The 21,671-nt window shown below is 56.3% G+C and carries 3 protein-coding genes; all 3 read left to right on the forward strand.

Going from position 1 to position 21,671, the window contains the following annotated elements:
• Positions 1 to 33: 33 nt before the first annotated feature.
• Positions 34 to 18,081, forward strand: coding sequence for an Ig-like domain-containing protein (locus tag WHR59_RS03220; RefSeq protein WP_338843575.1), 18,048 nt, complete (start codon positions 34 to 36; stop codon positions 18,079 to 18,081).
• Positions 18,082 to 18,259: 178 nt separating this feature from the next.
• Complete coding sequence (locus WHR59_RS03225; protein ID WP_105179655.1) at positions 18,260 to 20,452, forward strand: type I secretion system permease/ATPase; 2,193 nt, start codon at positions 18,260 to 18,262, stop codon at positions 20,450 to 20,452.
• Positions 20,449 to 21,624 (forward strand): HlyD family type I secretion periplasmic adaptor subunit, encoded by a 1,176-nt coding sequence (locus tag WHR59_RS03230; RefSeq protein WP_032950253.1) that lies wholly within the window; start codon positions 20,449 to 20,451, stop codon positions 21,622 to 21,624. Before WHR59_RS03225 ends, WHR59_RS03230 begins: the two co-directional genes overlap by 4 nt.
• Positions 21,625 to 21,671 lie beyond the last annotated feature (47 nt).

The raw sequence follows: 21,671 nt of genomic DNA on the forward strand, positions 1-21,671 counted from the left end.
TGAAAGATGGGGGCGCCTGTAAGGAGAAAAAATATGAGTTCAGTAAAAATTGTTGATGTCATTATCCGAAAGACGGCTGAAAAAACAGTTCTGACAGGTGAAGGGAACCTCTCTGTTTCTGTCTCTGCACCCAGCGTTATCGAAGTCCATGGTTCTGCACAGGATGTGGCACGCTACGTGCGACAGGGTAAGGATCTCTTGCTTTACATGAAAGATGGCAGCGTGATCCGCTGCAACAATTATTTCATGGAAGATCCTGAAGGTAAAAACCATTCAGAGTTGGTCTTCAACAATGAGGATCAACTTACCCATATATCGTTTGCTGAGACCGGAGAAGCGTCTGGGCTTGCGACTACTGAACTGACTTCTCATGCGACAACCATATCCAGTATCGAACCTTTTCTCGAGCAAGGCAGTGCCCTGAGCGATGCGCCTTGGGGCTGGATTGCAGGCGCGGCATTAGGCGGCGGCGCGATTGGCGCATTGCTGGCAAATGGTGGTGATGGCAAAACCAAAGTCATTGATAACACCAAAGAAGTTGAGAGCGCAACGCCGACCTTTTTGGTAACGGACAAAGCGGGTGACAAGCAGGGTGTGCTGAGTGCAAAAGAGGTCACGGATGATAACACCCCAACCTTCAGCGGTACCGGGCAACCTGGTGCGACCATTCAGATCAAAGATAGCAGCGGCAGCACCATTGCCAGCGCCATGGTCGGTACAGACGGGACCTGGACGGTAAAGCTTCCGACGCAGACGGACGGAGAACACACCTGGTCCGTGGTGCAGATCGACGGCAGTAAAACCACGACTGCAGGCAGCATTACCGTGACTGTCTCAACGGCTGACGCGGCCGTTACGCTCGCCACCACCGCAGGCGATAACATGATTAACGCCAGTGAGCAGTCCGCAGGCTTTACCCTCTCCGGTGCGAGCAAAAATCTCGCGCAGGGAACGGCGCTCACCGTCACGTTAAACGGTAAAACCTATACCGCAGAAGTGGGCGAAAATGGCGCATGGAGCGTGAAGGTGCCCGCAGCAGACGCACAGGCGCTGGGTGATGGAACCTGGACGGTCAACGTCAGCGGCAAAGATGCAGCGGGTAATACCGTAAGCGGTAGTCAGACGATTGGCGTGGATACCGTGCAGCCGACATTATCGGTCGATGCGATTTCTCAGGACAACATCGTCAATGCCGCAGAGCACAACCAGACCCTGACCCTTACCGGTAAAACGAACGCGGAAGCGGGCCAGATTTTAACCGTGACGCTGAACGGCAAAAACCACACAGCAACGGTAGGCAGCGACGGCACCTGGTCCGTTACGCTTCCTGCCAGTGAAGTACAAGAGCTGGCTGACGGCAACCATTCGTTGACCGTGAACGTCAGCGACAAGGCGGGTAACGGTTCTTCAACCACCGCCAATTTCACCGTTGATACCTCCGCACCCGTAGTTACGATCGATACCGTAGCGGGCGACGATGTTCTCAATACCAGCGAGCAGAGCCAGGCGCAAATTATCTCCGGCAAGGCGAGCGGCGCGGCAGCGGGCGACGTGGTCACGGTTACCCTGGGCGGCCAGACCTTTACCGGTGTCGTACAGGCCGACGGCAGTTGGAGCGTTGGCGTCCCTGCCTCCGTCATCGGCGCGCTGGGTGAGGGCGACCACAGCATTTCTGTCTCCGTTACCGATGCCGCGGGCAATACCGGCAGCGCGACGCACGGCGTGACGCTGAGCGGCAATCCGCCAGAATTCACGATTGACGCCATCAGCCAGGACAATGTTCTTAATGCTCAGGAGGCTATGCAGCCGCTGAGTCTGAGCGGTACCAGCAATCTGCCGAACGGCAGCGACATAACCGTTACACTGAACAACGTCAACTATCCGGCCACCGTTGAAAACGGCATCTGGAGTGTCCAGGTGCCGGTTTCCGACGTTCTGAATCTGGCAAATACCCTCTACACCGTCAGCGTGAGCGGCACGGACAGCGTGGGTAATAGCGGTTCTGCAGACGCTAACCTGCTGGTCGATACGGTGCTGCCACAGGTGATTATCAATACCTTTGCGGGCGACAACCTGGTCAACAACGCCGAAGTGGCGATGGACCAAACCCTGAGTGGGCGCGTCACTGGCGCGGCGGCGGGCGATACCGTTTCTATCTCCGTTGGTGGCAAGAGCTATACCGCCACAGTAGGGAGCGATCTGACCTGGAGCGTGACTATCCCGTCAGCGGATCTCAAGGCATTTGGCGACGGCGATTTGACCTTCAGCGCTTCGGTCACCAATGCGCACGGCAACACCGGCAGCGGCGAACGTGATATCAACGTCAACGCTGAGCTGCCTGGCCTGCGCGTGAACACGATTTCTGGCGATGACGTGATCAACGCCATCGAACAGCAGCAGGATCTGACCGTCACCGGCTCCAGTACCCATCTGGCTGCAGGCACGCAGATTACCGTTACCATCAACAACGTTGACTACGCCGCCGTGGTGAGCGCCAGCGGTAACTGGCAAATTGGTGTTCCTGCGTCCGATCTTCAGGCATGGACGGCAGGGGATATTACGGTCAACGTTAGCGCGCAGGACGCGTGGGGCAATACCGTTTCTGCTGAGCACCCCATCGAACTGGATCTGAACGCCGTAGCGGTCACCATTGATATCATTAGCAGCGATGACATGCTGAACGCGGCCGAAAAAGGGGCTGAGGTGACGCTGTCAGGTCAGACGCAGGGCGTGGAGGCCGGTCAGACCGTGGTGGTTAAATTTGCCGACCAGACCTTTACTGCGCAGGTGCAGCAGGATGGTTCCTGGAGCCTGACCGTTCCGGCGAGCGCAATGGAAACCCTGATCGACGGACGTGCGCAGGTGAGCGTCAGTGTCACCAATGTGAACGGCAATAGCGCAGAAGCCTCGCGCGTCGTCACCGTGGATACGTTGCCACCGACTATCACGCTGGACAACCTGACGTCCGATAACATCATCAATGCGGCGGAAGCGCAGCAGGATCTGGCGGTCAGCGGCACCAGTAATGCCCAGGCGGGACAGACTGTTACCGTGACGCTGAACGGTAAATCTTACCAGACCACCGTCCAGACGGACGGAACCTGGACCCTCAATGTACCGGCCGCCGACGTAGGCGCGCTGGTAGATGGTACGGTGACGGTCACGGCTACTGTGAGCGATGTGGCGGGCAACAGCAGTAGCGCCGATCGCGTGGGGCTGGTGGATGCCACCGTGCCGCAGGTGACGATCAACGATTTTGTCACCGATACTAATACCGTTAACCAAATCGCCCATTCTCAGGCGCAGATCCTCAGCGGCTCCGTCACCGGCGCAGCAGCGGGTGATTTGGTCACCATCACCATCAATAACGTCGACTACACCACTGTGGTAGACGCGGTGGGCAACTGGAGTCTCGGTCTGCCAGCGTCTGTTGTTCAGGGGCTGGCCGACGGTACCCTGACGATTGATGTCTCCGTAACGGACCAATCCGGCAATACTGGCAGCAATTCGCTGGACGTTGTCGTTAACACCGTGACGCCGCAAATCGGCATCAATATCCTGGCGGCGGATGATGTGATCAATGCCACTGAGAAAGGCGAAGATCTGCTGCTCTCTGGCACCAGTAATCAGCCTGATGGCACCACTATCACGGTGACCCTGAACGGCATCAACTACACCGCCACCACCGATGCCAGCGGTAACTGGAGTGTTAGCGTACCTGCGTCTGCGGTGAGCGCGCTTGGCGAAGCGAACTACACCGTGACTGCCAGCGTCACCGACAGCGTTGGCAACAGTGCCTCGACCACCCACAACGTGCTGGTGGACAGCTCGCTGCCGGTAGTGACCATCAACACCTTCGCGGGCGATAACATTGTTAACGCCTCGGAAGTTACGGCAGGGCAAACCCTGACTGGTAAGGTGAGCAACGCGGCGGCGGGCGATACCGTTACGATTATCCTCGGCGGCCAGACGTACACCGTTACCGTGCAGGGCGATCTCACCTGGAGCCTGCCGTTAACCGAGAGCCAGTTAAGCGCGCTCGGCAACGGCGAACTGACCGTATCGGCAAGCGTAACTAACGCACACGGCAATACCGGTTCTTCTTCCCTGGACTTCACCATTGACGCCCAACTGCCGGGTCTGCGTATTGATACCGTCGCCGGTGACGACGTGATCAACGTGATTGAACACGCGCAGAATCTGATTGTGTCAGGCACCAGCACCGACCTTGCGGCGGGCAGCACCGTTACCGTGACCATCAATGGTAAAGACTACGCTGCAACGGTTCTGGCAGATGGTACCTGGCAGGCGTCGGTTCCGGCGGCGGACGTCTCCCAGTGGGCGGACGGTTCGCTCACCATCAGCGCCAGTGCGCAGGATACCTCCGGCAACCCGGTGAACATCGGCACCGTCGTGGATGTGGATCTCTCCGCGGTGGCAATCAGCATCAACAGCGTGACCGCTGACAACGTGCTGAACGCGGCGGAAAAAGGCCAGGACCTGGTGTTGAGCGGCACCTCAAGCAACGTTGAGGCAGGGCAGACCGTCACCGTCACCTTTGGCGGTAAAACCTATACCACCACGGTCGATGCCAGTGGCGACTGGTCCTACACGGTTCCAGCGGCAGACCTGAACGGCCTGAAAGATGGCGACGCCAGCGTGCAGGTCAGCGTGACCAACGTGAACGGCAATTCGGCCTCTTCCGCGCAGGAATACAGCGTCGATACCGCCGCGCCGACGGTCACCATCAACACCATCAGCAGCGACAATATGCTGAATGCGGCTGAAGCGGCGCAGGATCTGACCCTGAGCGGTACCTCAAGCGCCGAAGCCGGTCAGACGGTCACTGTAACCTTCAATGGCAACCAGTACACCGCGCAGGTTCAGGCGAACGGTATCTGGACGCTGAACGTTCCGGCAGCCGACATGGCAGGTATCGCCGACGGCAATGCGGCGGTAACGGCGACGGTGTCGGATAAAGCGGGCAACCCGGCGAGCGCGGGCGCATCCGTGCTGGTCGACACCACCGTGCCGCAGATCAGCTTTAACATCGTGGCAGGCGACGACATCATTAATGTCGCCGAGCACGGCCAGGCGCTGATCGTTTCCGGCAACGTGAGCGGCGCGCAGGCGGGTGACGTCATCACCGTAACCCTGAACGGCAAAGATTACACTGCAATGCTCGGTGGTTCAGGTAACTGGAGCATTGGCGTACCAGCCTCTGACGTTGGCGCGCTGGTGAACGGTGACCACACGATCTCCGCAACCCTCACCGACAAGGCGGGCAACAGCACCACAGCAACGCATGACGTTGACGTCTCCCTGACGGCACCGGTGATTACCATTAATACCCTGGCGGGCGATGACGTGATCAACGCGACCGAGAAGGGCCAGGATCTTCAGCTCTCCGGAACCAGCAACCAGCCGGACGGCACCACTATCACGGTGACCCTGAACGGCATTAACTACACCGCCACCACTGACGCCAGCGGCAACTGGAGCGTGACCGTTCCGGCGGCAAATGTTTCCGCATTGGGCGAAGCGAACTACAGCGTCACGGCCAGCGTGACCGATACCGCAGGTAACAGCGCCAGTACCAGCCATGGCGTACTGGTGGACAGCGCGATCCCAGTGGTAACCATCAACGCTATCGCTACCGACGACGTGATCAACGCGGCAGAAGTAGCCACGGGGCAGACTCTGAGTGGTAAAGTCAGCGGCGCGGCGAGTGGTGATGTTGTCACGATTAATATTGGTGGTAATACGTACACGGCGAAGGTTCAGGATGACCTGAGCTGGTCGGTAAATGTTCCAGCGAACGTCTTAACCGCTATCGGTAACGGCTTACTGACTGTGTCAGCAAGCGTGACTAACGGCCACGGCAATAGCGGCTCTGGCGAGCGCGACATCACCATTGATGCCAATCTGCCTGGCCTGCGCGTTGATACCGTGGCGGGCGACGATGTGATCAACAGCATCGAACACGCGCAGAACCTGATCGTCACCGGCTCCAGTGAGGGCCTTGCAGCAGGCTCCGCGCTGACGGTAACCGTGAACGGCAAAACCTACGCCGCCACGGTGTTGGCAGACGGCACCTGGAGTGCAGCCATCCCGGCGGCAGACGTTAGCGCACTGGCGGCGGGAACCGTGTCGGTCACCGTTAAAGGCGAGAGCGCGGCGGGTAACCCTGTATCCATTACTCACAACGTCACGGTCGATCTGGCGACAGTTGCCATCAGCATTGATGCCATTGCCACGGACGACGTGATTAACGCAGTGGAAAAAGGGACGGACCTGGTGCTGTCTGGCTCAACGACCAATGTGGAAGAGAACCAGACCGTCTATATCACCTTTGGCGGCAAATCTTATACTGCAAGTGTAGATGCCAGTGGTAACTGGACGGCAACCGTGCCGATGGCAGATTTGGGCAGCCTGAAAGACGGTGATGCCAGCGTACACGTTAGCGTGACCAACGTGAACGGCAACAATGCTTCCGCCGGTCGTGAGTACAGTGTGGATGCGACCGCGCCGACGGTGTCTATTGAGATTATTAGCGATAACAACATCATCAATGCGGCAGAAGCACAGGTCGATTTGGTTGTTAACGGCGTGACTAATGCCGAAGCCGGACAGACCGTGACCGTGACCCTGAACGGCCAGAATTACACCACCACCGTACAGGCCAACGGTAGCTGGAGCGTGACCGTACCTTCTGCGGATCTCGGCTCGATTGTTGACGGCGACTATACCATCACCGCAGCGGTGTCCGATAAAGCGGGCAACCCGGCCTCGGCGGATCGCGACGTGCTGGTCGATACCACGGTGCCGAAACTGACCATCAATACCGTTTCTGACGATGACGTTATCAACAGCGCTGAACATGCGCAGGCGCTGATTGTCACCGGTTCTGTGACCGGCGCGGCAGCGGGTGATGTAGTGACTGTCACCATCAACAACAAAAATTACACCGCGACCCTGGATGCTTCAGGCAACTGGAGTGTGGGGGTGCCTGCGGCAGACGTCAATGCGTTGACTGCCGGAGATTACACCATCAGAGCGGCGCTGACCGATAAAGCCGGTAACAGCAACAGCACCACACACGACGTGGAAGTGAATCTGACCGCGCCGGTGCTGACCATCGACGTAATTTCTGGTGACGACGTCATCAACAGTACCGAAAAAACGCAGGAACTGACCCTTTCGGGCACGGCATCCGGTCTGGCGGTTGGTACCGTCGTTACCGTGATGCTCAACGGTAAAGCCTACAGCGCCACCGTCGATATCAACGGACAGTGGACTACCACCGTTCCGGCGGACCAGGTGGGAGCGCTGGGTGAAGCCTTGTACACCGTCACCGCGTCGGCAACGGATAGCGTGGGCAACAGCACCAGCACGTCACACACAGTGAATGTGGAGTCTGTATTGCCTGGCGTGACCATCAACACCATTGCAGGCGACGATGTGATCAACGCCGCCGAGCTGGCGAACGGCCAGACCATCAGCGGTAAAGTGGTGAATGCCGAAGCGGGCAACACTGTGACCGTAACGATTGGCGGCAACACCTATACCACGGTGGTAGAGAGCGATCTGAGCTGGTCCGTTAACGTCCCGGAATCCGTATTGACGGCGCTGGGTAACGGTGAACTGACTGTAACCGCCAGCGTAACCAACGGCATTGGCAACAGCAGTACCGGGGAGCGCGATATCACCATCGACGCGAACCTGCCAGGGCTGCGCGTTGACATGGTAGCAGGCGATGACGTAATCAACAGCATTGAGCATGCGCAGAATCTGATTATCACCGGCTCCAGCAATGGCCTGAGCACAGGTACAGTGCTGACCGTGACCGTCAACGGCAAAACCTACCCGGCAACCGTGCTGGCGGATGGCACCTGGAGCGCGGCGATCCCGTCAGCGGACGTGAGTGCCTTAGCTGCGGGAACTATCACTGTGACCGTTGAAGGCCAGAGCAGCGCCGGTAACCCGGTCTCTATCGACCACAACGTGACGGTGGATCTGGCGACCGTGGCCATCAGCATTGATGCTATCGCGACTGACGATGTGATTAACGCTGTCGAGAAGGGCGCGGATCTGGTGCTTTCGGGTACCACCTCCAACGTCGAAGAGAACCAGACCGTCAACATCACCTTCGGCGGTAAGAGCTACACCGCGACCGTGGATGCAGATGGAAAATGGACGGCGACCGTGCCATCGGCTGACCTGGCGGGCATAAAAGACGGCGATGCCAGCGTGCAGGTGAGCGTGACCAACGTCAACGGCAACAGCGCGTCTGCGGGCCGCGAGTACAGCGTGGATGCGACCGCACCGTCCGTGACCATCAGTACCCTTGCGGCTGACGATATCCTGAACGCCACGGAAGCGCAGTCAGACCTCGCCATCTCCGGCACCAGTACCGCCGAGGCGGGCCAGACGGTGACCGTGAGCCTGAACGGTAAAAACTACACCACCACCGTAGGCGCTAACGGCAACTGGACGCTGAACGTTCCGGCGGCGGACCTGGCGGGATTAACCGACGGCAGCGTGACCGTCACCGCGAGCGTCAGCGACAAGGCGGGGAACCCGGCGTCGGTTGACCACAACCTGACGGTGGACGTGACCGTGCCTGCGGTGACGATCAACACCATCGCGGGCGATGACGTCATTAACGTGGCTGAACACAATCAGGCACAGATTATCAGCGGCTCCGCCACCGGCGCGGCAGCGGGGGATAAAGTCACCGTCACCATTGGCGGCCAGACTTACACCACCGTGCTGGACGCGGCGGGCAACTGGAGCGTGGGCGTTCCGGCGAGCGTGATTGCCGGCCTCAGCGATGGCAGCGTGACCGTCACTGCGTCAGTGACCGACGCGGCGGGCAATACCGGCAGCGGTACGCACAATGTAACCGTTGATACCGGGCTGCCGTCAGTTGGCTTCGACACCCTCAGCGGCGATAACGTGCTGAATGCGGTGGAGAAAGGCCAGGATCTGAGCGTGAGCGGTACCAGCGCCAACCTGGCGGAAGGCACTCTGATCACAGTGACGCTGAACGGTAAACAATACACGGCGACAACCGCTGCAAATGGAAGCTGGAGCCTGACGGTACCGGCAGCCGATCTGGCGGGCCTGGGTGAAGCTAACTACACCCTGAACGCCGCGGCGACCAACGCGGTGGGTAACAGCGTGAGCAATACCGCAAACCTGCTGGTCGATACCGCGCTGCCAACCGTCACCATCAATACCGTGGCGGGCGATAACGTCATCAACGCGGCGGAAGTGGCTGCGGGGCAGACCCTGAGCGGTACCGTGGCCCATGCGGAAGCGGGCAACACCGTAACCGTGACGATTGGCGGCAACACCTATACCGCGACGGTGCAGGGCGATCTGAGCTGGTCAGTGAATGTGCCGTCTGACGTGCTGACGGCGCTGGGCAACGGCAGCCTGAGCGTGACCGCCACCGTGACCAACGGCCACGGTAACACCGGCTCCGGCGAGCGTGATGTGACTATCGACGCCAACCTCCCGGGTCTGCGTGTCGATACCGTGGCGGGTGATGATGTGGTCAACAGTATTGAACACAATCAGAACCTGATCGTGACCGGTTCCAGCGACGGTCTGACCCCCGGCACCGCGCTGACCGTGAACGTGAACGGGAAAGACTATTCCGCCACAGTACTGGCAGACGGCACCTGGAGCGCAGCGGTTCCGGCGGCAGATGTGGGCGCGTGGCCGGAAGGCACCGTGAAAATCAGCGTCACCGGCGACAGCGCGGCGGGTAACCCCATCACCATCAGCCACGACGTGACCGTCGATCTGGCGAGCGTGGCGATCAGCATCAATGCCATCGCCACCGACGACGTGATCAATGCCGCTGAAAAAGGTGTTGATCTGGTGCTTTCCGGCGCGACGACCAACGTCGAAGCCGGGCAGACCGTGACCGTGAGCCTGAACGGTAAAATCTACACCACCACCGTTGATGACAGTGGCAACTGGACGGCGACCATCCCATCGGCTGACCTGGCGGGCATAAAAGACGGCGATGCCAGCGTGCAGGTGAGCGTGACCAACGTCAACGGCAACAGCGCGTCTGCGGGCCGCGAGTACAGCGTGGATGCGACCGCACCGTCCGTGACCATCAGTACCCTTGCGGCTGACGATATCCTGAACGCCACGGAAGCGCAGTCAGACCTCGCCATCTCCGGCACCAGTACCGCCGAGGCGGGCCAGACGGTGACCGTGAGCCTGAACGGTAAAAACTACACCACCACCGTAGGCGCTAACGGCAACTGGACGCTGAACGTTCCGGCGGCGGACCTGGCGGGATTAACCGACGGCAGCGTGACCGTCACCGCGAGCGTCAGTGACAAGGCGGGGAACCCGGCGTCGGTTGACCACAACCTGACGGTGGACGTGACCGTGCCTGCGGTGACGATCAACACCATCGCGGGCGATGACGTCATTAACGTGGCTGAACACAATCAGGCACAGATTATCAGCGGCTCCGCCACCGGCGCGGCAGCGGGGGATAAAGTCACCGTCACCATTGGCGGCCAGACTTACACCACCGTGCTGGACGCGGCGGGCAACTGGAGCGTGGGCGTTCCGGCGAGCGTGATTGCCGGCCTCAGCGATGGCAGCGTGACCGTCACTGCGTCAGTGACCGACGCGGCGGGCAATACCGGCAGCGGTACGCACAATGTGACCGTTGATACCGGGCTGCCGTCAGTTGGCTTCGACACCCTCAGCGGCGATAACGTGCTGAACGCAGTGGAGAAAGGCCAGGATCTGAACGTGAGCGGTACCAGCGCCAACCTGGCGGAAGGCACTCTGATCACAGTGACGCTGAACGGTAAACAATACACGGCGACAACCGCTGCAAATGGAAGCTGGAGCCTGACGGTACCGGCGGCGGATCTGACTGCTCTGGGTGAAGCAAATTACACTCTGAGCGCGACGGCGACTAGCGCGGTGGGTAACAGCGTCAGCAATACCGCAAACCTGCTGGTGGATACCGCGCTGCCAACCGTCACCATCAATACCATTGCGGGTGACAACGTTATCAATGCCTCCGAAGTGGCTGCAGGCCAGACTATTAGCGGTAAAGTCGCCAACGCAGAGGCGGGCAGTAGCGTAACGGTTTCTATCGGTGGGAATGATTACATCGCAACGGTTCAGAGCGATCTGAGCTGGTCCGTTAACGTGCCTGAGGCCGTCCTGACGGCGCTGGGGAATGGCGAACTGACCGTTACAGCAACCGTCACTAACAGCCACGGCAATACCGGTTCTGGCGAGCGTGATGTGACTATCGACGCTAATCTACCGGGTCTGCGTGTGGACACCGTGGCGGGCGATGATGTGATCAACAGCATCGAGCACGGTCAAAACCTGATCATCACCGGTTCCAGCGACGGTCTTGCTGTTGGTACCACGCTTACCGTAACGATCAATGGCAAAACCTATGCAGCATCCGTGCTGGCAGACGGCACCTGGAGCGCGGCAATCCCGGCGGCAGATGTCAGCGCCCTGACTGCGGGGACGGTAACCGTTACCGTAGAAGGCCAGAGCACGGCGGGTAACCCGGTGACTATCAGCCATGACGTCACTGTCGACCTGGCGACGGTAGCCATCAGCATCGATGCCATTGCCACCGACGACGTGATCAACGCGGCTGAAAAAGGTGCGGAACTGGTGCTTTCGGGCAGCACGTCCAACGTGGAAGAAAACCAGACCGTAACCATCACCTTTGGCGGCAAGTCTTACACCGCGAAAGTTGATGCCGACGGCAACTGGACGGCAACCGTGCCGCCCGCCGATCTCACCGGACTGAAAGATGGCGACGCCAGCGTGCAGGTGAGTGTCACCAACGTGAACGGCAACATCGCCTCTGCGGGTCGTGAGTACAGCGTGGATGCGACTGCGCCAACCGTGACTATCGATACGGTTGCGGGCGATAACGTGATCAACAGCAGTGAAGCGGGGACGGGTGTCACAATTTCCGGCTCGACAACGGCCGAAGTTGGTCAGACGGTGACCGTGACGCTTGGCGGAAATAGTTATACCGCGCAGGTTCTGCAGGGTGGTATCTGGAGCGTTAACGTGCCAGCGGGTGACCTGACGGCTATGGCGGACAACGGCTACACCGTACAGGTGAGCGTGAGCGATGCGGCAGGTAACACCGGCAGTGCGAATAAAGCGATTACGCTCGACACTACGCCGCCAACCGTCAGCTTTAATATCGTGGCGGGCGATGACGTGATTAACAGTCTGGAGCATACCCAGGCGCAGATTGTCAGCGGGACAGCAACCGGCGCGAACGTCGGCGATAAGCTGGTCATCACCATTGGCTCAAACCAGTACACCACCACCGTTGATGCCAGTGGTAACTGGAGCGTGGGCGTACCGGCCAGCGTGATTTCTGCCCTGACTGACGGCACCGTAACCATCAGCGCAACTATCACCGACAGCGCGGGTAACAGCAGCACCCAGACACACAATGTCGTGGTGAATACCGCCTCCGTGGCGCTGACCGTCAACACCCTCAGCGGTGATGACGTGATCAACGCGGCGGAAGCGGGCAATGCGCTGGTGATTAATGGCTCCAGCGCGCAGTTTGCCAGCGGCACGCAGGTGACCGTTACCCTGAACGGCAAGAACTACACGGCCACCATTCAAAACGACGGTTCCTGGAGCACAACGGTACCGGCTGCAGACGTGGGCGCACTGGCCGATGGCGCGAGCTATCAAGTCTCTGTTTCGGCGCGGGACAGCGCAGGCAACAGTGCTTCGGCAACGCATGGCATCAGCGTGGATACCACGGCGCCAGTCGTCAGCATTGCCACGATTTCCAGTGATGATGTTCTGAATGCGGCTGAGGTGCAGCAGCCGCTGACCGTACACGGCTCTTCCAGCGCGGAAGCGGGCCAGACGGTGACCGTGACGCTGGGTGGCAAAACCTATACCGCGACGGTCGCAAACGACGGCACATGGACGCTCAATGTTCCGGCAACCGACCTTGCCAACCTGAGTGAAGGCGCGTTGACCGTCAGCGCGTCGGTGAACGACAAAGCCGGTAACAACGGCCAGACCACGCATACCCTGACGGTTGATACCGTGGCACCAACCGTCACCATCAGCACTGTGGCAGATGATGATATCGTCAACAACGCCGAGCAGTTGGCGGGCCAGACCATCAGTGGTACCACTACGGCGGAACAGGGCCAGACGGTGACGGTCTCCTTCAACGGGCATAGCTATCAGGCGACCGTGGCGGCGAACGGTGCGTGGTCGGTCTTCGTACCGGGCCGTGATTTCCTCGGCCTGACCGATGGGGATTACACCCTCACCGCGACGGTGAGCGATAAGGCGGGCAACCCGGGCAGCGCCACGCACGACGTGACGCTGAGCGGTGACGTGCCGACGATTGCTATTAACACCTTTGCTGAAGATGACATCGTTAGCGCGGCGGAGCACGGTACGCCTCTGGTCGTCAGCGGTACCACCGACGCACCTGCGGGTCAGACAGTGACCATTACGCTCAACGGCAAAACCTACACCGCAACTGTGCAGAATGACGGCACCTGGAGCTACACCGTTGGCAGCGCGGACGTGACAGCGCTGGCAGACGGCGGGTCATATGTGATTCATGCCGTGGTGAGCAATACCATTGGTAACAGCGCCAGCGCCGACCACACCGTGACAGTTGATTTGACCGCACCATCAATGGGGATCGGCATTGATTCGCTGCAAAACGACACCGGCCTGAGTGCGAGTGATTTCATCACTAACGACAGTAAGGTCATCGTTAACGGCTCACTGACCGCACAACTTGGTAATAACGAGAAAGCGCAGATCAGTCTTGATGGCGGTACGACCTGGATTGATCTGACCGTTACTGGTTTGCAATGGCGTTACACCGACGGCCGCACCCTGACAGACGGTACGTACCAGTACCAGGTTCGTGTGATCGACAATGCGGGTAACGTTGGCGCAACGGATAGCCAGGACGTGGTGGTTGACCTGACTGCGCCAGCGGCCACGACCATTACTGTGGATTCTGTTATTCAGGATACCGGACTGTCTGGCAACGACTTTATTACCAGCGACAACCAGATCAGCCTGAAAGGGACGCTCGGCGCGGCGCTGGGCAATGGCGACCACGCGCAGATTAGCCTGGATGGCGGTCTCACATGGACTGACGTCAGCGTCAGTGGTCTGAGCTGGACGTATGTCGATGGCCGTACGCTGGCCGATGGTGATTACAACTATCAACTGCGAGTTATTGATAACGCAGGTAATGTCAGCGCGACCACAAGCCAGGTGGTCACCATTGATACCGTCGTACCTGACGCCAGCAAAACGATCTCTATTGATAGCATCAGCGACGATACCGGCCTGAGCGGCAGCGACTTTATCACTAACGATACCTCGCTGACGCTGCACGGTTCGCTGGGGGCGACTCTGGCCGCTGATGAATACGTTCAGATCAGTATTGATGGCGGTGTGACCTGGCAGAACGTAATTGTGACTGGCAACAGTTGGTACTACGTTGATGGGCGCACGCTGCAAAACGCCACCTACGATTATTATGTGAGGGTAGTGGATGTTGCCGGAAACATTGGTGCTTCCGCGCATCAACAGGTGACCGTTGATACGGTCGCTCCTGACGCGGCTATCACAGTAACAGTGGATAACATTACTGTTGATACTGGCTTCGATAATAATGATTTCCTGACCAGCTCAACGTCATACACTCTGCACGGTACGCTGGGTGCGGAACCTGGCAAAAATGAGTATGTCCAGGTGAGCTTTGATGGTGGGGCTACATGGGCCTACGCCACGGTGAATGGAACAAGCTGGAGCTATACCGATACCCGCACGCTCAGCGATGGCGATCACCGCTATCAGGTTCGCGTGGTGGATCAGGCCGGTAACGTAGGGGCGACGACCTCTCAGGTAGTTACTGTCGATACCGTGGCACCGCAGAATGGCATCACTATTGACAGCATTAGCGAAGATACCGGGCAATCCAGCAGCGACTTCATCACCATGGACACCACGCTGACCATTAACGGTTCTCTGGGCAGCGCGCTGGCAAGCGATGAGCGCGTGCAGATAAGCCTCGACGGCGGCAATACCTGGGTTGACACAACCGTAACTAACCAGCGCTGGAGCTACACTGATACCCGCGATCTGGCTGACGGTGATTACACTTACCAGGTGCGGATCGTCGACCAGGCAGGCAACGTCGGCTCGACCTCTTCGCAGGTGGTGACGGTCGATACCACGCCGCCAGCCACGGTCGGTACAGTCGTCAGCTATACCGACGGAGAAGGCGAACGCCAGGGCAGTTTTGGCGCATCGGTGGCAACAGATGACAGTTCCCCAGTCATTAACGGGACACTTAACCGTGCGCCGGACAATGGCGAGATTGTGCAGTTGTATCGTGATGGTGTGCTGCTGGGATTGGTGACGATGAGCGGTGCCACCAGTTGGTATTTCCAGGACAGTGGTCTGAATGACGGTAATCACACCTATACGCTGCGTGTCACCGATCTGGCGGGTAACCACACCGATTCAGATAATTTCGTGTTGAAAGTGGACACTCGCATCCCTACTACCACTGTGAGCATCACCGCCCAAACGACGACAGACACTACCCCCATTCTGAGTGGTTTGGTATCGGCGGAACTGACTAACGGCGAGTATCTCGTTATCAACGTGAACGGTAAAACTTACACCTCTGAATCAGGCGGTGCGGTAGTGGTCGATCCGGATAATAACACCTGGTATTTGCAGATCCCGGACAGCGATGCGCTGAGCGTGAAGAATTATGATGTCACCGCACAGGTGAAAAGTAGCGCCGGCAACGGAAATACTGCTGATTTGACCACCGGCAGCCTGGTCGTGGGTAATGAAGCCTCATTGACACCAGCCTGGTCATTTACCGCCGCGAATTATTCCTATTCTTCCAGTTATATGCTGGATTCGGATGGGCTGTGGACGATTATCGCTAATCAGCAGTTCGCCTCGGCGAACTCCAGTAGCCGTAACTCTTACACCGTTTCAGGTAATTTCTCTATGACGGGGAGTTACACCACGGGTACTTACGCAGATATCAACCGCGACGGGCTGGCAGACGTGCTGGCTGAAGGGACAAGCTACTCGTACATGGTGCAGCTAACTAACAATGGAGATGGTACATACACCTCCAGTACGCTGACCAATATGGGCGCTGCGGTGTGGTATGGCGCGGTGGTCGCCATTGATATTCAGGGAGATGGTTACACCGATTTCGTTATTGGTGATGCGGGGGGGCCTGACTCCAGCACCTTCATGCTCAATAACAAAGGTGTGCTGACCGGTAGTTCTAAGGCCGGGGCATACACCAACTTTGTATCAGGCTCGACGGTAGGTAACTACGTCAGCCTGATTGAAGCGTCCGGTGTGGATTTGAATAACGACGGAAAAGTGGATATTGCCCAGCATACGACCAATGGGGGGAACAACAATGCGCTGTCGACCATGTTTAACCAGGGCAATGGTTCTTTCACATGGGGGCAAAATTTTACCAATACCATGTACAGCGGCTATGGTTCTGGCGCGGCTTCCAGTGCGGTAAGTATGACCTGGGCCGACTTTAATGGTGATGGTTACATGGACCTGTATATGAGCATGTCCCGTACCTCCAGCGGAACCAGCCAGGGCGGCGTGTTAATGCTGAACGATGGTAGCGGTAACCTTCTTGCCGGTACTGCGGTTGGAACAGCGACCACGGATAAGTTTGTGGGTAACGTCAGCGTGGCGGTGGACTGGAACCTCGACGGTAACATGGACATCATCAAACTGGCGAACAGTGGGCAGTCCTATCTTTACACCAACGATGGACTGGCGGGGACAGCAAGTTTTACAGCTTCAAAGTTCAGTACCGCTACGTCAACCCAGGTATCCGGAGCGGCTCTGCTGGATTACGACTGGGATGGTGCACAAGACCTGCTGATTTTCCGTCAAAACGGTACGGTTTTACTGGAGCGTAATACCAATACGGTTGCGCCAGGAACCGCATTGCATTTGAAGATCGTCGACAGCGAAGGCATTAACGCCTTCTTTGGCAACACTGTCCAACTGTACAACTCGGCAGGTCAGTTGGTCGCCAGCGAAATCATCAATGCTCAGTCCGGGATCGGCATAAATGATTCTTCGTCACTCATCAGTTTTTACGGTTTAGACCCCAGTGAAACTTACCGTGCGGTGCTGGTTCGTGCCATTAACGGTGTTTCAAGTAATGCAACCTGGGATGGACTGACGGCAGGAGACGGTAAAGAGAGTTATTCCCTGACGGCTGATGCTGCCACAGGCGGACACCACGGAACCCTGACAGGTACTGGATACAACGATACCTTTATAGCTGAGGCGGGTACTTATACCTACAACGGTTCTGGTGGCTGGACGACAACCTCTGAACACGACACGTGGAGCAGTACAGGCGGCATGGATGTCGTGGATTATCGCCATGCTACTTCCGGTGTAACCGTCGATCTTGGGCGGTCTACGGCCCAAAGTACCGGTTTCGATACCGCGACGCTGGTTAACATTGAAGGGATTAATGGTTCCAACTACAACGACGTTATTACCGGCAACAGCGGCGATAACCAGTTCGAAGGGCGCGGCGGTAATGACACTTTCAATATAGGCAGCGGCGGTCACGATACGTTGCTTTATAAGCTGATCAACGCTTCGGATGCCACGGGGGGCAATGGCAGTGATGTGGTCAACGGCTTTACCGTCGGTACCTGGGAGGGGACGGCGGATACTGACCGTATTGACCTGCGCGATCTGCTTTCCGATAGCGGCTATACCGGCACGGGATCGGCGAGCTATGTGAATGGCGTGGCGACGTTGGACAGTGGGGCGAGCAATCTCACTGACTATATCCGGGTGGTACAAAATGGGAGCAACACTGAGATTCAGATCGACAGAGATGGTACGGGTAGCCAGTTCGACCCGACCACCGTCGTGACGCTTAATGGTGTGCAAACCGATTTGGCCACGTTGTTGGCAAATCATCAATTGTTATTAGCGTAATCAAATGAGCTGCGAGGGGAGAAACTCTCGCAGCTATTCATTTCTTTACATAAAAATTGATAACAAACAGAAAAATAAAGATTTTTTTCATTTTTATTAGGATTCTGTTCGTATTGATATATCAATTAAATGACATAATTTCTATGCGTGACAATGTTGTTGGATAGGAAGTAGCACTATGAAGACTCATCCGCTTTATGAGCCATGGTTACAAGCCATGCTTATTATTGCGAAACATTACCGGCTTGATTTTTCGTTAGAACATGTTCGGGTGGTGATTAATCACGAAAGCCAGTCACCGCGTCAACTGGTCCTCGAAGATATGGCTCGCCATTTGGGATTAGGATTGAGGAAAGTTGCGGTGAATGCCGAATTACTCGATCCCTGGCGTTTGCCGTTGATTGCTGAGTTTACTGGCGGTCAAATTGCAGTTATCAACCGGATGGATAAAGAGGGGAATGTTAGTCTTCAATTCAGCGGCGATAGCGGTCTCGAAACAGTATTAACGCGAGAGGAGCTTGCGACGCGCCTGCTAGGGGGGTTCGTGCTTCGCCCTCTTGAGTCAACGCCGGACGCACGCGTTGATGACTATATCAAACCTTATGAGAAAAACTGGTTCTGGCAGCTGGCGCTGAAAGACTGGCGCCGTTATGGCGATATCATGCTGGTGGCGATGATCGCGAATGTACTGGCGCTTTCAGGCATGGTGTTTTCTATGCAGGTGTACGATCGCGTAGTACCGTCACAGTCGGAAGCAACGCTATGGGTCCTCTTTGGTGGGGTCATGGTGGCTATTACCTTTGAGTTCATCATGCGTATGCTACGCGTCCATCTTTCAGATGTAATTGGTAAACGCGCAGACCTGCGGATCTCTGAACGCGTATTTGCTCATGCTCTGAGAATTAAAAATGGTGCGCGGTCAAAATCCACGGGCTCTTTCATCGCTCAAATCCGCGAGCTGGAATCAGTGCGAGAGTTGATTACCTCCACGACTATTGCGGCAATTTCCGATCTCCCCTTTTTCCTGTTGTTCGTTTTTATCCTCTGGATGATCGGCGGGCCGCTTGTGCTGGTGGTATTGCTGGCCGTTCCGCTGCTGCTAATCCCTGGACTGCTGGTACAACGTCCATTAGGACGGCTCTCCAGCGAAGGGATGCGCGAGTCGGCGATTCGTAACGCCACATTGGTAGAGGCGGTACAGGGCCTTGAAGATATCAAACTGATGCGTGCTGAGCAGCGTTTTCAAAATCAGTGGAATAACACCAATGATGTCGCCGCTAATGTGGCGATGAAACAGCGTTGGCTAACGGGGTTACTCCTGACCTGGACCCAGGAGGTTCAATCCATCGTTTATGCTGTGGTGCTGCTGATAGGTTGTTATCTGGTGATTAGTGGAGATATGACTACCGGCGCGTTAGTGGGTACCTCTATCCTTGCATCGCGCACAATTGCTCCACTTTCGCAAATTTCCGGCGTGCTTTCACGCTGGCAGTCAGCGAAAGTTGCACGCAAAGGGCTTGATGATCTGATGCAACGGCCAATTGACGATCCGCAATCCGGCAAGAAAGTCCATAAAGCCCATCTGCGTGGAAATTACGTCATGGAAGATGTGAGTTTCTATTACGATGAGGAAGAAAAACTTGATGTATTAAATATATCACGTCTCCAAATTCAAGCCGGGGAACGTATTGCCCTGCTGGGACGTAACGGCTCAGGAAAAAGTACGCTTCTGCAACTTCTTGCGGGTATGCAGGAACCCCAGCAAGGTTCCATCTTACTTGACGATATCTCACTCAATCATCTTGATCCTGCTGATTTACGCCGGGACATGCAGCTACTCAGCCAGCAGGCTCGTCTGTTCTTTGGCTCAGTGCGCGACAATATTATAATGGGCAATCCCTTAGCGACTGATGAGGAGATCCATCAGGCGCTGGCGATAACAGGAGCATTGGATTTCGTTCGTAAACAGAAAATGGGTCTGAATTACATTGTAAATGAAGGCGGGGCTGGTCTGTCTGGCGGTCAGCGACAGGCGCTATTGCTCACTCGCGCACTCTTAACATCACCTAATATTTTGCTGCTTGATGAACCGACGGCCTGGCTAGACGAGGTGAGTGAGAAACAGTTTATCGGCAGTCTGAAAGGCTGGTTGGGAAAAACGCGCACACTCATTGTCGCTACACACCGCTTACCTATCCTTGAACTGGTTGACCGCATCATTGTGCTGGATAACGGCCGAATTGTTATGGATGGACCACGAGATAGCATTCTTCGTGAACATGGTATGGCTCCACAAAAAGCGGGCCAACGTACGGTAACAATGAAAAAAGCCACTTCTCAAAAAACGGTAGTTAATGAGGAGGGCGTATGAGCGATTTCAGTCGTTTTAACAGTCGTCTTCAGGAGCCTCATCTTCCTCGCTCGAGTCTGGTGGTATGGAGCGTGGTGTCTATGCTTGTTGTTTTCATCGCATGGGCGGGGTGGTTTCAACTTGATGAAGTTACAACCGGAAGCGGTAAAGTAGTGCCTTCTTCACATGAGCAGGTTATCCAGTCGCTGGAAGGTGGAATCATCCATAAATTGCTTGTTCAGGAAGGCGACATCGTTGAACGCGGGCAGCAGGTTGCGCAACTGGATCGCACAAAAACAGAATCCAGTGTTCTGGAAAGTGAATCCCGGTTAAATGCGGCGCTGGCAACTGCTTCACGTTTGACTGCCGAAGTGAATGGTACAGAACTTACTTTTCCGGCTGAACTGGATGATGATGTCGACCTGGTCAGACAAGAGACAGCACTTTTTACTTCACGCCGCGAAAGTCTGGAAAAGGGGGTTGCTGGATTGCGTCAGGGGATGGCGTTGATTCAAAGAGAGTTGGCTCTCACCCAGCCTTTGGTAAAGCAGGGCGCTGCCAGTAATGTGGAAGTTCTTCGTCTGCAACGGCAAAAGAACGAATTAGATAATAAAGTGACAGAAATGCAGAATCAATACGTTGTGCGCGCACGCGAAGAATTAGCTAAAGCGAATGCCGAAATTGAAGCGCAACGTTCTGTAATGAAAGGCCGTGAGGATTCATTAACCCGACTGACTTTCAATGCACCGGTGAGAAGTATTGTTAAAGATATCGATGTGACGACAGTCGGTGGTGTTATTCCGCCGAATGGAAAACTGATGACTCTGGTTCCACTGGATGACCAAATGGTTATTGAAGCAAAAATCTCTCCCAGAGATGTTGCATTCATTCACCCAGGACAGAAAGCGTTAGTTAAAATTACCGCTTATGATTATTCTATTTATGGTGGTCTGCAGGGTGAAGTGACGATGATTTCACCGGATACAATCCAGGATGATGTAAAACGTGATGTCTATTTTTATCGTGTCTATATCAGAACAAACACTAATCATCTTGAAAATAAGCAGGGTAAAGAGTTTCCTATATTTCCTGGCATGATTGCAACTGTAGATATAAAAACAGGTAGTAAATCGATTCTTGATTATTTGTTAAAGCCATTGAACAAAGCAAAAGAGGCGTTACGCGAAAGATAAAAAAAAGCGATCGACGCAAATCGATCGCTTGTAACTTACCACAAGCT

This window comes from Citrobacter europaeus, assembly GCF_037482245.1.
Classification (GTDB): Bacteria; Pseudomonadota; Gammaproteobacteria; order Enterobacterales; family Enterobacteriaceae; genus Citrobacter; species Citrobacter europaeus.